Annotated in this window: 11 protein-coding genes; 7 read left to right on the forward strand and 4 right to left on the reverse strand. The window is 72.5% G+C overall.

Features of this window, described 5'->3' with window-relative positions; genetic code table 11:
• Positions 1-81 precede the first annotated feature (81 nt).
• Genes AC3RJ7_RS09825 through AC3RJ7_RS09845 form a run of 5 tightly spaced genes read left to right on the forward strand, consistent with a single transcriptional unit; the run spans position 82 to position 7,526 of the window.
• Entirely contained in the window at positions 82-2,274 is a 2,193-nt protein-coding gene (locus AC3RJ7_RS09825) for a beta-galactosidase (protein ID WP_491455653.1), read from the forward strand.
• Between the two features lie 15 nt (positions 2,275-2,289).
• Positions 2,290-3,690, forward strand: coding sequence for an aminomethyl-transferring glycine dehydrogenase subunit GcvPA (gene gcvPA / locus AC3RJ7_RS09830; RefSeq protein WP_491455654.1), 1,401 nt, complete (start codon positions 2,290-2,292; stop codon positions 3,688-3,690).
• Complete coding sequence (gene gcvPB / locus AC3RJ7_RS09835) at positions 3,687-5,330, forward strand: aminomethyl-transferring glycine dehydrogenase subunit GcvPB (protein WP_491455655.1); 1,644 nt, start codon at positions 3,687-3,689, stop codon at positions 5,328-5,330. The genes gcvPA and gcvPB overlap by 4 nt, the downstream gene beginning before the upstream one ends.
• Before the next feature lie 2 nt (positions 5,331-5,332).
• Complete coding sequence (locus tag AC3RJ7_RS09840) at positions 5,333-6,778, forward strand: ATP-NAD kinase family protein (RefSeq protein ID WP_491455656.1); 1,446 nt, start codon at positions 5,333-5,335, stop codon at positions 6,776-6,778.
• Entirely contained in the window at positions 6,768-7,526 is a 759-nt protein-coding gene (locus AC3RJ7_RS09845; protein WP_491455657.1) for an SDR family NAD(P)-dependent oxidoreductase, read from the forward strand. Before AC3RJ7_RS09840 ends, AC3RJ7_RS09845 begins: the two co-directional genes overlap by 11 nt.
• Positions 7,527-7,624: 98 nt before the next feature.
• Here AC3RJ7_RS09845 and AC3RJ7_RS09850 read toward each other — a convergent pair whose 3' ends face one another.
• The 4 genes from AC3RJ7_RS09850 to AC3RJ7_RS09865 are packed head-to-tail and all read right to left on the reverse strand — an operon-like array spanning position 7,625 to position 11,786.
• Entirely contained in the window at positions 7,625-8,008 is a 384-nt protein-coding gene (locus tag AC3RJ7_RS09850) for a RidA family protein (protein ID WP_491455658.1), read from the reverse strand.
• A gap of 59 nt (positions 8,009-8,067) precedes the next feature.
• Positions 8,068-8,799 carry an IclR family transcriptional regulator gene (locus tag AC3RJ7_RS09855; RefSeq protein WP_491455659.1) on the reverse strand — a complete coding sequence of 244 codons (732 nt, stop codon included), beginning with the start codon at positions 8,797-8,799 and terminating at the stop codon, positions 8,068-8,070.
• Between the two features lies 1 nt (position 8,800).
• Complete coding sequence (locus AC3RJ7_RS09860; RefSeq protein ID WP_491455660.1) at positions 8,801-10,483, reverse strand: N-acyl-D-amino-acid deacylase family protein; 1,683 nt, start codon at positions 10,481-10,483, stop codon at positions 8,801-8,803.
• Positions 10,484-10,493: 10 nt separating this feature from the next.
• Entirely contained in the window at positions 10,494-11,786 is a 1,293-nt protein-coding gene (locus tag AC3RJ7_RS09865; protein ID WP_491455661.1) for an alanine racemase, read from the reverse strand.
• Between the two features lie 76 nt (positions 11,787-11,862).
• Here AC3RJ7_RS09865 and AC3RJ7_RS09870 point away from each other — a divergent pair, with 76 nt between their 5' ends.
• Together AC3RJ7_RS09870 and AC3RJ7_RS09875 are read left to right on the forward strand one after the other, a co-directional pair.
• Positions 11,863-13,425 carry a PfkB family carbohydrate kinase gene (locus tag AC3RJ7_RS09870; RefSeq protein ID WP_491455662.1) on the forward strand — a complete coding sequence of 521 codons (1,563 nt, stop codon included), beginning with the start codon at positions 11,863-11,865 and terminating at the stop codon, positions 13,423-13,425.
• Between the two features lie 253 nt (positions 13,426-13,678).
• Positions 13,679-15,343: an ABC transporter substrate-binding protein gene (locus tag AC3RJ7_RS09875; RefSeq protein WP_491455663.1), complete on the forward strand. Its 1,665-nt coding sequence runs from the start codon at positions 13,679-13,681 to the stop codon at positions 15,341-15,343.
• Positions 15,344-15,383 lie beyond the last annotated feature (40 nt).

Raw genomic sequence — 15,383 nt, forward strand, 5'->3', positions numbered from 1 at the left:
CAGAATACATTCTGCATCGCAGAAGTACACCCCCACGCACATCCGGACCGCGCACGCGGACGCACTCAGAGAGGAGCAGGTGTGACCGACGAGACCCCTCGAGCGATCCGCCTCGACGCCCTCGCCTACGGCGGCGACTACAACCCCGACCAGTGGTCGGAGGAGGTCTGGCACGAGGACATCCGCCTCATGCGCGAGGCCGGCGTCAACATCGTGAGCCTCCCGGTGTTCTCGTGGCCGCAGCTCGAGGTCGCCCCGGGCGTCTACGAGTGGGGCTGGCTCGACCGCATCATCGACCTGCTCTGGGAGGGCGGCATCAAGGTCGACCTCGCGACCGCGACGGCGACGCCGCCGTCTTGGCTCATCCGCTCCCATCCCGAGATGCTGCCCTGGAACGAGGAGGGGCAGCGCCTCGAATTCGGTTCGCGGCAGGCCTACTGCCCGAGCTCGCCCGTGTGGCGCGAGCACGTGGCCCGCATGACGCGGGCGATGGCCGACCGCTACGGCGACCACCCCGCGCTCGCCCTCTGGCACGTCTCGAACGAGTACGGCGACCACGTATCGCGCTGCTGGTGCCCCGAGTCGTCGGCGCACTTCCGTCGCTGGCTCGAGGCTCGCTACGGCGATCTCGACGCGCTCAACGAGGCGTGGGGCGTCAACGTGTGGGGCCAGCGCTACACCGACTGGGCGCACATCGAGGCGCCGCGCCGCTCGACCGGTCCCGTGAACCCGACCCAATTGCTCGACTTCGAGCGCTTCTCGTCTGACGCACTGCTCGAGCTCTTCCAGCTCGAGGTCGACATCCTGCGCGAGGCCACACCCGAGATCGGCGTCACCACGAACTTCATGTCGATCCTGCGCGACCTGAACTACTGGGACTTCGCCGCCGCCGAAGACCTCGTCACCGACGACGCCTACCCCGACCCGGCCGACCCGCTCGCGCACGTGCCGGCGGCGCTCAACTACGGCTACATGCGCTCGCTCAAGGGCGGGCGGCCGTGGCTGTTGCTCGAGCAGGCGCCGAGCGGCGTGAGCTGGCGCGACGTCAACGTGCCGAAGGCGCCCGGCCAGTACCGCGTCGGCAGCCTGCAGGCGATCGCGCACGGCTCCGACGGCGCGATGGTGTTCCAGTGGCGGCAGGCCAAGTACGGCCAGGAGAAGTTCCACTCGGCGATGGTCGGACACCGCGGCGAGGCATCCCGCTCGTTCCAGGAGGCGAAGGCGTTCGGCGCCGAGCTGAAGATGCTCGATCCGGTGCGCGGCACCCGGGTGCGCTCGCGGGTCGCGCTCGTCGTCGACCACGACTCGTGGTGGGGCTCGTCGGCGGCCGAGTCGCTGCCCTCGCAGCGGTTGCAGTGGCTCGCCCAGGCGCGCGCCTGGCACGCAGCGCTGCACGCGCTCGGCCACGCGGTCGACACGGTGCGGGCGACCGGCCCGCTCGACGGCTACGACGTCGTCGTGGTGCCGAACCTGTACGTTGCGGATGCCTCGCAGGCCGAGGTGTTCTCCGACTTCGTCGCCCGCGGCGGCCAGCTCGTCGTCGGCCCGTTCTCGGGCGTCGTCGACGACACCGAGAAGGTCCACGACGGCGGAGCTCCCGGCCCGCTGCGCGGCCTCCTCGGCGTCGAGGTCGACGAGCAGTGGCCGGTCGCGGACGGGCTCGCCGAACGCGTGCGGTTCGTCGGTCGAGTAGCGAGCGCCAGCGAGCGTATCGAGACCACGAACGCGGGTGGTCTCGATACGGCGCTTCGCGCCTACTCGACCGACCCTGCCGAGTTCGAGGCGCCGACGTGGGGCGAGTGGCTCGAGGTGCATGACGGAACCGAGTTGCTCGCGATCTACGCCTCGGGCGAGCTCGAGGGCCGCGCGGCGATCACCCGGCGCGGGGCGGGAGCCGAGGCATCCGGCGCCGCCTGGTACGTGAGCTGCGTGCTCGAGCGCGACGGCCTCGTCGCGCTCTTCCGCGAGGTGCTCGCCGCAGCCGGACTGCCGGCGCGCGAGCGCATCGACTTCGACCTCGAGGCCGTCACGCGCAGCGACGAGACGACCGACTACACCTTCGTGCTCAACCACGGCCGCCGGGAGATCACGGTCGACGTGCCCGCCGGGGCGCGCGACCTGCTCGCGAGTGGCGATGGTGGTCTCGATACGGCGCTGCGCGCCTACTCGACCGACCGAGCCACCCTCACGCTCCCGCGCTTCGGCGCCGCCGTGCTCGCGACGCCGCGCGCAGCGGAGCCGCCCTTCATCACCCTGTCCGACACGACCGACTGAACGACCGAGGCCGACATGACCGACACCTTCGTCCATCCGTACATCCCCAACACCGCGCCAGCGACCAAGCAGGCGATGCTCGACGCCGTCGGCGCTGCCTCGACCGAGGAGTTCTACGCCGACGTGCCCGCCGAGCTCCGGCTCGGCCGTGCGCTCGACCTTCCGGCGCCGCTCGTCGCCGAGCAGGACCTCGCCCGCCACGTGCGGGGCCTGCTCGCGAAGAACCGCTCGACCGACGAGCGCCTGAGCTTCCTCGGCCACGGCACGTACCACCACTACGTGCCCGCCGTCGTCGACGAGGTGATCAACCGCAGCGAGTTCCTCACCGCCTACGCGGGCGAACCCTATGAGGATCACGGCCGCTTCCAGGCGCTGTTCCAGTACCAGTCGCTCATGGCCGAGCTGCTCGCGATGGACGTCGTCAACGTACCCACCTACGACGGCTACCAGGCGACCGCGACGAGCCTCGCCATGGCCGGGCGCATCACCGGGCGCCGCCGCGTGCTCGTCGCGAGCGACGTGCTGCCCGCCAAGTACTCCAAGGTGCTCGACTACGTGCGCGTGCACCTCGACCTCGAGCAGGTGCCCACGGCGAACGGCACGGCGGATGTCGCGGCCGTGGCCGCACGACTGGGCGACGACGTCGCGGCCGTGTGGATCGAGACGCCGAGCGTCACCGGTGCCGTCGAGGCCGCCCTCCCCGCGCTCGCCGAGGCCGCCCACGCGGTCGGGGCCGTCGTGGTGGTCGGCACCGACCCGATCGGCTACGGCGTGCTGACGCCGCCCGCCGAGCAGGGCGCCGACATCGTCTGCGGCGACATCCAGTCGCTCGGCCTGCACCAGTGGTTCGGCGGCGCGCACGGCGGGTTCATCGCCGTCGCCGACGACCCGACGTTCGTCATGGAGATGCCGTCGCGCCTCTTCGGCCTCGCGACGACCGACGTGCCCGGCGAGGTCGGCTTCGGCGACGTCGCCTACGAGCGCACGTCGTTCGCCCTCCGCGAGGAGGGCAAAGAGTGGGTCGGCACCGCCGCAGCGCTCTGGGGCATCGCCGCGGGCGTCTACCTCGCGCTCATGGGCCCGCAGGGCATGGCGGAGCTCGGCGAGCTGCTGCTCGCCCGCACCCGCTACGCGCAGTTGCGGCTCGCCGCGATCCCGGGAGTCGAGCTCACCGACGACGCGGTGCACCTGCGCGAGTTCACCGTCGACCTCTCGGGCGCCGGCCTCACCGCCAGGGGCGTCGTCGAGGCGCTCCGCCGCCACTGCATCGAGCCCGGTGTCGCGCTCGGCGAGCACGAGCTCGTCGTCTGCGTCACCGAGCTCACGGGCCAGGCCGACATCGACCGGCTCGCCGCCGCGATCGGCGCGCTCACCGAGGCATCCACCACCACGACCACCGAGGAGCAGAACGCATGAGCCTCCCGCTCGCACCCAAGCCGGCCCTCCGCCGCTTCCACCAGGCCAGCTGGGACGAACCGGTCATCTTCGAGCTCTCCACCCCGGGCGAGCGCGGCGTGCTCGTCACGCCGATCGAGCCGGGCGTGCGCGAGGTCGTCGGCGACGTCGTCGCGGGCCTCCCCGCAGGTCTCCGCCGCGAGGTGCCGCCGGCCCTGCCCGAGATGGGCCAGCAGCGCGTGCTCAAGCACTACCTGCGCCTCTCGCAGGAGAACCTCGGCGCCGACCTCAACGTCGACATCGGCCAGGGCACGTGCACCATGAAGTACTCGCCGAAGATCAACGACCAGCTGATCGGCGTGCCGCAGCTCACGGCCATGCACCCGCTGCAGGACCCGGCCGACGCGCAGGGCGTGCTCGAGATCACCTGGAACCTCGAGCGCATGCTCGCCGAGATCTCGGGCATGGACGAGGTGTCGCTGCACACCCAGGGCGGCTCGGCCGCGATCTGGGCGAACATCGCGATGATCCGCGCCTACCACGAGGCGAACGGCGAAGGGGAGCAGCGTCGCGAGGTCATCACGACGATCTTCAGCCACCCGTCGAACGCGGCGGCGGCGAAGGCGGCCGGCTACGACGTCATCACGATCTTCCCGGACGCCGACGGCTACCCCGACCTGGCGGCCCTGAAGGCCGCGCTCTCGCCGCGCACCGCGGCGATCATGGTCACCAACCCCGAGGACACGGGCATCTACAACCCGGCGATCAAGCAGTGGGTGGATGCCGCGCACGAGGTCGGCGCCCTCGCGTCGTACGACCAGGCGAACGCCAACGGCATCCTCGGCATCACGCGGGCCCGGGACGCCGGGTTCGATGTCTGCCACTTCAACCTGCACAAGACGTTCTCGACTCCGCACGCGTGCGGCGGCCCGGGCGCCGGGGCCAACGCGGTGAGCGCCGCGCTCGCACCGTACCTGCCCGGGCCGCGCGTCGTGCGCTCGACCGATGCATCGGGCGCGGTGCGCTTCGACGTGCAGGAGGCCGGACCGCAGTCGATCGGCTCGGTTGCGCCGTTCCACGGCGTCGTGCCGAACATCGTGCGCGCGTACTCGTGGATCATGGCGCTCGGCGCCGAGGGCCTCGTCGCCGCCGCCGAGATCGCCGTGCTCAACAACAACTACCTGCTGAAGAAGGTCACCGATATCCCCGGCGCCTCGGCGCCGTACGCCGAGGGCCGCCGCCGCATCGAGCAGGTGCGCTACTCGTGGCAGGAGCTCTTCGAGGAGACGGGCATCTCGTCGGAGGAGATCGGCATCCGCATGACCGACTTCGGCATGCACTACTGGACGAGCCACCACCCCTACGTCGTGCCGCAGCCGTTCACGCTCGAGCCGACCGAGTCGTACTCGATGGCCGAGATCGACGAGTACGTCGCCGCGCTCGCCGAGGTCGCCCGCGAGGCCCGCGAGACGCCCGAGGTCGTGCGCACCGCGCCGCACAACCAGACGGTGCACCACACCCACCACGACGACCTCGACGACCCCGAGCGCTGGGCGATCACGTGGCGCGCCTACCGCCGGAAGTACTTCGGCGAGACCCCGGTCGGTCGAGTAGCGCAGCGTATCGGGACCACCGCCGCCGCGTCGGAGTCGGCCGCCTGAGCATGCTCGCCCTCGTCGTGAACCCCGTCGCCGGGGTCGGCGGTCCCGCTGGGCTCGCCGGCTCCGACGGCGCGGACGTGCAGGCGGAGGCCGCCGAGCGCGGCGCCCGCCCGCACGCCGACGAGCGCGCACGGCTCGCGCTCGAGGTCGTCGCGACGATCTCGCGGGCTGAGCAGGGAGCGCAGCGACCGTCTCGAAACCCGGCCGGTGGTCTCGATACGGCGCTGCGCGCCTACTCGACCGACGGTCGCCCGGTCGTCGTCACCGCCGCCGGCCCGATGGGGGAGGACGCGGTGCGCGCCGCCGGCCTCGAGCCGCGCGTCGTCTACCGGCCGAGCGGGGCCGGCGCCGAGGCATCCGCGTTCGCGACGACGCCCGCCGACACGACGGCCGCCGTGCGCGCGCTCGTCGACGCGGGCGCGACCCTCGTGCTCTTCGCCGGCGGCGACGGCACCGCGCGCGACGTCGCCGCGGGACTGCAGCCGGTCGGTCGAGTAGCGGCGACGGAGTCGTCGCGTATCGAGACCACCCGCAGCAGTGGTCTCGATACGGCGCTGCGCGCCTACTCGACCGACGGGGGTGTCGCCGCGCTCGGCATCCCGGCGGGCGTCAAGATGTACTCGCCGGTGTTCGCCGTGAGTCCGCGGGCGGCCGGCGCGCTCGCGGCCGCCTGGGTCGAGGCATCCACGCCGCTGCCGGTGCAGGAGCGCGAGGTGCTCGACATCGACGAGGCCGCGATGCGGCGCGCCCGCGTCGAGCCGCGGCTCTACGGCACCATGCCCGTGCCGTATCGCGCGGGCCGCACCCAGTCGCGCAAGGCGGCGACGCCCGCGAGCGAGCAGGCCGCGGTCGCCGCAGCGGCGCGCGGGGCCGCCCGCGCGATGCGCCCGGGCATCCGGTACCTGCTCGGCCCGGGCGGCACGATGGCCGAGCTCGCCCGCGAACTCGGCGTCGGGAAGACCCCGCTCGGCGTCGACGTCGTGCTCGACGGTCGAGTCGTGCGCGCCGGCGCGAGCGAGCGCGACCTCGTCGACGAGATCTCGCGCGGACCCGCGAAGGCCGTCGTGAGCGTCATCGGCGGGCAGGGATTCCTGCTCGGCCGCGGCAATCAGCAGCTCTCGGCGCGCGTCCTGCGCCTGCTCGACGACGACCCGCTCATGGTCGTCGCGCCCGAGCAGAAGCTCATCGACCTCGGCGGGCGCCCCCTGCTCGTCGACACCGGCGACTCCCGCGTCGACGCCCGCCTCGCCGGCTTCGCGCGCGTGATCACCGGCCCGTCGACGACGAGCGTCTACCCTGTGCAGGCGCCCGACGCAGAGGCATCCGACCACGACCCGGATGGTCTCGATACGGGCTCCGCCCTACTCGACCGACCGGACGACCACTCCGCCCTACTCGACCGACCGTTCACCCACCCCCACACCGAAGGAGAAGGCCATGCGCCTTGAGAACAAGCAGGCCATCGTCACCGGCGGCGCGGGCGGCATCGGCCGCGCGACCTCGATCGCCCTCGCCGCCGAGGGCGCGAAGGTCGCCGTCGTCGACCTGAACCTCGAGGCCGCGCAGGCGGTCGCCGACGAGATCCGCGCGGCCGGCGGCACCGCCGTCGCGATCGGGGCGGATGTCTCGAGCGAGGCGGACATCGAACGGGTCGTCGCGAGCGTGGTCGACGAGTTCGGGGGCGTGAACGTCGTCTTCAACAACGCGGGCATCATCCGCCGCACGACCGCCGTCGAGACGACCGTCGAGGAGTGGGACCGCGTGTTCGGCGTGAACGTGCGCTCGATCTTCCTCATGTGCAAGCACGTCGTGCCGATCATGGAAGCGGCGGGCGGCGGTTCGATCGTCAACACCGGCTCGGGCTGGGGCCTCAAGGGCGGCGGGCAGGCGATCTCGTACTGCGCCTCGAAGGGCGCCGTCGTCAACATGACCCGCGCGCTCGCGATCGACCACGGCCCGCAGGGCATCCGCGTGAACTCGGTGAACCCGGGCGACGTGAACACCGGGATGCTGCGCGATGAGGCCCGCCAGCTCGGTCAGGCCGAGGACGGCTTCCTCGCCGAGGCCGCCGACCGGCCGCTGCGCCGCATGGGCGAGCCGCGCGAGATCGCGTCGGCCGTCGTCTGGCTCGCGAGCGACGAGTCGAGCTACGTCACGGGGTCGGCGCTCGTCGTCGACGGCGGCGGGATCGCGTAAACCGCCTTCGTCGGTCGAGTAGCGGAGCGTATCGAGAACACGTCGGCTGCGGGGTGGTCTCGATACGCTCCTTCGTCGCTACTCGACCGACCGGGGGGTCAGGCTTGCGGGATCGCGGCGACGACGTCGATCTCGACGAGGATGTTCGCGAGGCGCGAGCCCACGGTCGTGCGCACGGGGTACGGCTCGGTGAAGAACTCGGCGTAGGCCTCGTTGTACTCGGCGAAGTCGTCGAGGTCCTCGAGGTGGGCGGTCACCTTCACGACGTCGTCGTGGGTGAGCCCGTACTCGCCGAGCACGGCGCCGATGTTCCGCAGCACCTGGCGGGTCTGCTCCTTGACGCCGCCCTCGACGACGAGGCCCGTCGCCGGGTCCTGGGGGCCGAAGCCGGCCGTGTACAGGAACCCGTTGGCGACGACGCCGTGGCTGTACGGCCCCGCGGGCTTCGGCGCGTTCGAGAGGGTGACGGCGGTCTTGGACATGGTTCCTCCTGTTGTGGGTGGTCGTGGGGGATGCCTCGGGCCGGCCCCGAGGCATCCGGTCAGCCGAGCTCGCGGGAGATGAGTTCGGCGGTCTCCCGCATGGCGGGCAGGTCGGCCTTCAGCCTGTCGAGGTCGGCGACCATGCGGATGGCCGTGACCGACAGCGCGCCGACGATGCCCATCGAACTGCGGATGGGCACGGCGATGCAGTTCACGAAGGCCTCGAACTCGCGGTCGTCGGTCGCGTAGCCGCGAGCCGAGACGAGGGCGAGCTCGCGGTCGAGCCGCTCGCGCGAATCGATGGTGAGGTCGGTGTAGCGCTCCCAGACGACGCCGTCGAGCACGGCGTCGCGGCCGGCCCGGTCGAGGTCGGCGAGGATCGCCTTGCCGACGGCCGAGCAGTACGGGATCACGGCGCGGCCGATGCGGGAGTACATGCGCACCCCCGACTCGTCCTCGGCCTTGTCGACGTAGACGATCGAGCGGTCCATGAGCGCGGCGAGGTGCACGGTGTTGCCGGTTCGTCGCTGCAGCCGGCGCACGTGCTCCGCACCGGCCTCGCGCAGGTCGAGCGAGTCGAGCGCCTGCTTCGACAGCGTCGCGAGGTGGGTGCCGAGCGTGTAGCGGCCCGAGCCGCGCTTGCGCACCCAGCCGACCTGCTCGAGCGCCTGCAGCTCGCGGAACATCGTCGAGCGGTGCAGGCCGAACTCCTCGGCGAGCTCGGCGACGGTGCGCGGGTCGGCCGCGATCGCGTCGATGATGCGCGCCGCGCGCGTCACGCTCTGCGACATGTCACGCCTCCTGCCTTGCCGTCGATGCTTCCGTCGGTCGAGTAGCGTCCGACGAAGGAGGACGCGTATCGAGACCACGCCCCCGATCAGGCTCGGTCGCCCGCCGAACCCCGACGCCCGGTGTCGCCCCCGTCAGCTCGCCGCCGGCGAGCACGGGCACACCGGCGACGAACACGTCGTCGATGCCCTCCGCGAGCCCGAGCGGGGCGTCGTACGTCGCGCGGGCGTTGACCCGCGAAGCGTCGACGAGCACGAGGTCGGCGATCGCCCCCTCGCGCACGGCGCCGCGGTCGCCGAGCCCGAAGCGCTGCACGGCCCGCGCCGAGACCAGGCCCGAGGCATCCGCCCAGCCCATCGCCCCCTGCTCGCGGACGAGCAGCGAGAGGTACCGGGCGAACGAGCCGCGCGCCCGTGGATGCGGGTGCCGGCCCACGAAGATGCCGTCGGAACCGCCGGTCGCTCCGGGCAGCGAGAGGATCTCGGCGAGCTGCGCGTCGCTGCGCTCGTGCTGCACCGCCATCACGACGTTGACCTCGAGACGGGAGGCGACGAGCACGTCGAGCGCGAAGTCGATCGCGTCGGCTTCGACGCCGGTGCGTGCGCTCGCCTGCGCCGCGCCCTCGGCGAGGGTGAGCCCGTGCGCCCAGTCGTACTCGGGGGCGGCGATGTGCGCGAGGGTCAGCATTCCGGGCCACTCGGGGCCGAGGCTCGCATAGCCCGTGATCGTCGGGAACCACTCGGCGCGCAGTCGCGCCCGCGACGCCGGGTCGGCGAGCACGCCCACCACCTCGGAGGCGGGACGCACGGTGAGCGATGCGGGCAGGATCGGCATCGCGAGGATCGAGCAGCCGCGCGTGTACGGGTAGGCGTCGAAGCTCGCATCGACACCGACCGCGGCGAGCCGGTCGAGCTCGCCGCGCACGATCGCCGGCTCGGCGTGGAAGTGCGACACGTGCACCCGAACCCCGCTGGCCGCGGCGATGTCGACGATCTCGTCGATGCCGGCGGCCGAGTTCGCCTCGTACCCACCGCGCAGGTGCGAGACGTATACGCCGCCCGCCTCCGCGACGGGGCGTGCGAGCTCGGCGAGTTCGGCGGCGTCGGCGAACACGCCGGGCACGTAGTCGAGTCCGGTCGACAGGCCGACGGCGCCGTCGGCGAGGCCGGATGCCACGAGCTCGCGCATCTCGTCGAGCTCGGCCGTGCTCGGCGCCGCGGTCGAGCGCCCCATGACGGCGAAGCGCACCGTGCCGGCGGGTACGAGGGTCGCGACGTTGATCGCTGTCGCTCCGTCGTAGCCGGAGAGCAGGTCGGCGATGCCGCCGCCCGGGTAGTGCGGGTGCCGCCCGTTGATCGCCGCGAAGTACTCGCTGCCGTAGGCCCCGTCGCCGGGCGCGAAGCCGACGCCGTCCTGTCCGCCGACGATCGTCGTGACGCCCTGCCGGAGGAGCGCGAGCTGCACCTCGGGGTCGAAGACCGCCGCGTCGGCGTGCGAGTGCGCGTCGACGAATCCGGGCATGAGGAGGCGCCCGCCGGCGTCGACCACGGTCCGCCCGGGTCGGTCGAGTGGCGCGGAGCGCGGGACCACGGCCGCGATCCGCCCCTCGTCGAGCAGCACGTCGTGAAGGCCGGGCCGTTCGCCCGCCGCATCGACGACACGCGCGTTGCTGATCAGTACGGTCATGGCGCGCCCCTCAGAAGTAGGTGCGCACGAGGTCGACGACGAGGTCGCTGCCGGCGCGCTCGACGACGGGGATCCACCGCCACTTGTCGAACGCCGTGCACGGGTGCGAGAGTCCGAGCGCGACGACATCGCCGATCGCGACCGGCAGGCCGAGGCCGGCGCCGGCGCGAAGGTAGGCGTGCTGGTCGTTGACCGCCGTGATGGATGCCTCGTCGAGGGGCTGGAGCTCGGCACCGGGCGTCGCGGCGACGCCGAGCGGCACCGGCAGCCCCTCGTCGTACGGCAGGTCGCGCTTGCCGCCGTCGAGCAGGGCGAGGCCCGGCTCGGGGTGCGAGACGACGCGGGCGTGACCCCGCATCGCGGCGACGAGCTCGGCGTCGATGGGGGATATGCCGCGGTAGAAGCCGTCGTCGTGCACGAGCGAGGCGCCCGAGCGCAGCACCCACCGGGTGTCGCGGGTGCTGCCGTGCACGTCGATCCCGGGGCCGAACACGTCGGCGACGAGGTCGAGGTAGGCGCTGCCGCCCGCGGTGACGACGAGTGGGCCGTCGGCCGGGTCGGCGAGCGCCCGCACCTCGTCGTGGAGCTCGAGCAGGTCGGCCAGGTAGTCGCGCACGGCCGCGACGGCGACCGACGAGCGGTCGTGGCCGAGGCTGCCCTCGTAGCCGGCGACGCCGGCGAGCCGCAGTGCGGGGGAGTCGGCGATGCGGCGGGCGATCGCGATCGCCTCGTCGAGTCCGCGCGCACCGGTGCGGCCGCCGCCCGCGCCGAGCTCGACGAGCACCGCGAGCGGACGCGAGCGGGTGCCGGGTGCCGCGGCGAGGCCCCGCTCCATCGCCTCGACGGTCTCGATCGAGTCGGCCCACGACCAGAACTCGAATCCGGCGTCGGACGCCTGCTCGGCGGCGACCCAGGCGAGTGCGGCGGGCGAGACGAGCGCGTTCGCGAGCATGATCGAGCGGACCCCGAACGACCGCGCGGTGCGCACCTGGCCGGGCGTCGCGAGGGTGAGCCCGGTCGCGCCGCCCTCGAGCTGCAGGCGCCACAGCGCCGGCGCCATCGTCGTCTTGCCGTGCGGCATGAGCTCGAGCCCGCGCTCGTCGCACCAGTGCTGGATCGTCGCGGCGTTGTGCTCGAGCGCGGCCCGGTCGAGGGCGAGCAGCGGCGTCCAGAACTCCGAGAGCCTCGGCGCGGTCGCGAGGAACTCGCGCACCGTGAGACCGGCGGCACGGGCGGGCAGCCCCTTGTCGCCCGCCCCCAGTCGGACGTCGGCGGTCTCGGCGAGCGGCGCGAGGCGAGTCATCCGGAGCGCTCCTTCAGTTTGTTGCGAATACTGCAACGCGTTTGCGCAGCAGTTGCACACCCGTCAGCATAGACCCGTGACTGCCGCCCCGCCCGAGATCATCGCCATCGGCGAGACGATGGCGCTCGTCACGCCCGCGCTCGCCGAGCCGCTCGATCGGGCCGCCGAATTCCACCTCGACGCGGGCGGTGCCGAGTCGAACGTCGCCTCGCACCTCGCCGCGCTCGGCCGCGCCGCGGCCTGGGCCGGCCGGGTCGGCGACGATGCTCTCGGGCGGCGGCTCGTCGCGCAGCTCGCGGCACGCGGCGTCGACACCCGCCACGTCGAACGCGACGCGCAGGCGCCGACGGGGCTGTACGTGAAGGACCCGGGCTCCGGCGTGCAGTACTTCCGCGCCGGGTCGGCCGCGTCGCGCATGTCGCCCGCCTTCGTCGAGCGCCTGCCGCTCGACGGCGTGCGCGTCGTGCACGTGAGCGGCATCACCGCGGCGCTCTCGCCCGCCTGCGATGCGATGCTCGACGCGACGATCGCGCGGGTCGCGGCGACGCCGGCGATCCTGAGCTTCGACGTCAACCACCGGCCCGCCCTCTGGTCCGACGGCGTCGTCGCGGCCGACCGGCTCCGCGCGCTCGCCATGGCCGCCGACCTCGTCTTCGTCGGGCTCGACGAGGCGGCACGGCTCTGGGGCACGGCGACTCCGGCCGAGGTGCGACGGCTCCTGCCGGGGCCCGCGCGGCTCGTGGTGAAGGACGGCGACGTCGGTGCGACCGAGTTCGCACGCGGCGACGCCGGCGTCGACGAGTCGTCGCACGTTCCCGCGCATGCAGTCGAGGTCGTCGAAGCCGTTGGCGCGGGCGACGCGTTCGCGGCCGGCTACCTCGCCGCACTGCTCGAAGGCCGCGACGCCGCCGGCCGGCTGCGAGCCGGCCACGACCGGGCGGTGCTCGTGCTCGGCGAGACGAGCGACTTCCCGCGCGACGTGCGCCCGACGCCCGCGACCCCACCGGCATCCGTGAGCGGCGCAGCCATGACGATCGACAACACCGCCTTCGACACCATGCTCGCCGGGCGCCCGCTCATGGCGATCTTCCGCGGCCTCGGCGTCGAGCGGAGCCTCGAGCTCGCCCGGCAGGCCTGGTCGCTCGGCATCGACGTCGTCGAGCTGCCGATCCAGTCCGAAGCCGACGTCGCGGCGCTCGCGGCCGTCGCCGATGCCGGACGCGCCGAGGGACGCATCGTCGGCGCGGGCACCGTCCTCACCCCGCGGCACGTCGAGCAGGCCGCCGCCGCCGGCGCCGCGTTCACCGTGAGCCCCGGTCTCGACGAGCGGGTCGTGCGCGCTTCGTTCGACGCCGGCCTGCCGCCGCTGCCGGGCGTCGCCACCGCCACCGAGGTGCAGCAGGCGATGGCGCTCGGCCTCACCTGGCTGAAGGCATTCCCCGCCGCCCTGCTCGGCCCCGCCTGGTTCGGTGCGATGGCCGGGCCGTTCCCCGGGGCGCGGTTCGTCGCGACCGGCGGCATGGATGCCTCGAACGCGGGCCGCTTCCTCGCGCGGGGTGTGCGCACCGTCGCCGTGGGGTCGGCGCTCGAGGACCCCGAGCAGCTGCCGGCGCTCGCCGCGCTGCTCGCTGCGCGGTAGTCCGCAATCGGCGCTCATCCGCGAGCGTCGGCCCGACGGCGCGCGTCGCGGCGTCGCCTGAGCCACTCGCGGCCGACGCGCGGGCGCCGGCGCGCGAGCGCGGAGGCATCCCTCGCGGATTAACTGTAAATCTTCTTTCCGGATTGTTTCCTTTCTGTTAGGGTCATTTCCAGTAACGCCGGCAACGTCTTCTGCACCTCGCGGCGTCACTGCACTTTCCACGCAATGAGGCAACGAAAGGAACGACGGAACGATGATTCGAACCAGACGCTCGCTGGCTGCCGCACTCGCGGCCGGGGCGGCCGCGGTCACGCTCGCACTCGCCGGTTGCGCGCCGTCCGACTCGGGCGGCGGCGACACCGCCGTGCTCCGGGTCTGGGCCGGCAGCGCGACGCCCATCAACAACAACTTCAACCCGTTCGCCGTCGACACCGCCGTGCACGCGACGTACGGCGCGATCTACGAGCCGCTCTTCTTCTTCAACCAGTTGTCGGCCGACCCGCCCGTCGGGCTCATCGGAGACAGCTACGAGTACAGCGAGGACGGCAAGACCCTCACGATCACGATCAAGCCCGACCAGAAGTGGAACGACGGCGAGCCGCTCACCGCCGAGGACGTCGCGTTCACCTTCACGTACGGCTCGAACGTCGACGAGCAGCTCGTCTCCTCCGAGGCGGTCGACGACACGACGGTCGTGCTCACCTACAGCGAGCCGAAGTTCACGGCCGCATCGCTCATCCTCGGCTCCACCTGGATCGTGCCGAAGCACGTCTGGGAGGGCATCGACGACTTCATGGGCGAGACGAACCCGGAGCCGGTCGGGTCCGGGCCGTACAAGCTCAAGGCGTTCACCGAGGCCGCCTACACGGTCGAGGCCAACGAACTGTTCCGCGACGGGGCTCCCGCCGTGAAGCAGGTGCAGTACCTCGGCCTCGACTCGAACCAGTCGTCGCAGGACCTGCTCACGACCGGCAAGATCGACTGGGTCGGCCAGTTCATCGCGAACCCCGACTCGGTGACCTCGGAGGGCGACATCTCGACCCTCAACGAGCAGCAGGACCCGACCGTGCTGATCACCTGCTCGAACGCCGACCTCGGCTGCAGCGGCCCGCAGACCGACCCGGCCGTGCGCCAGGCGATCAACGTGGCCATCGACCGCGCGACGATCCGCGAGAAGGCGTTCGCCGGGCTCGCGGGCGAGTCGACGCCGTCGTTCACCCTGCAGCCGCGTGACGAGCAGTGGCTCTCCGACCCCGCGCTCGCGACGAGCCCGCAGGAGGCCGATGCCGAAGGCGCCGGCGAGATCCTCGAGGCCGCCGGCTACACGAAGGACGCCGACGGCTTCTACGGCAAGGGCGGCACGGCGATCGAGATCGACCTGTTCTCGCCCGACGGCTGGACCGACTACAACGACGCCGCGAAGCTGATCTCGGAGCAGGCGGCCGAGGCCGGCATCCGGATCAACGCGCGCACCGTCTCGGACGCCGAGTACTGGACCCCGATCTCGGCGGGCGATTACCAGATGGCGATGTACGGCCTCACCCCGTCGCTCGTGGCCGACCCGTACTCGAACTACAGCGAGTACTTCGCGGGTCCCTCGACGGCGCCCGTCGGCGAGGACCCGCTCGCCGGGCAGAACTACTCGCGGTACTCGAACCCGGTCGTCGACGAGGCGGTGCTCGCCGCCGGCGCGACGCAGGATGTCGCGACGAAGCAGGCTGCGTACGCCGCGATCCAGACCGAGATCGCCCGCGACCTGCCGTACATCCCGGTGGTGCTGAACGCCTCGCAGGCCTTCTTCAACACGGAGAAGTTCGCCGGCTGGCCCGATGAGTCCGACCTCTACGCGGCGCCGTTGCCCTACCTGTCGGCCGCCTCGGCCGTCGTGCTCGCGAACCTGAAGCCGGCCGAGAAGTAGGCCGACCGTGACATCCCCGCTCCGCGCCCGAGGGGAGGCG

This window comes from Agromyces solani, assembly GCF_058349925.1.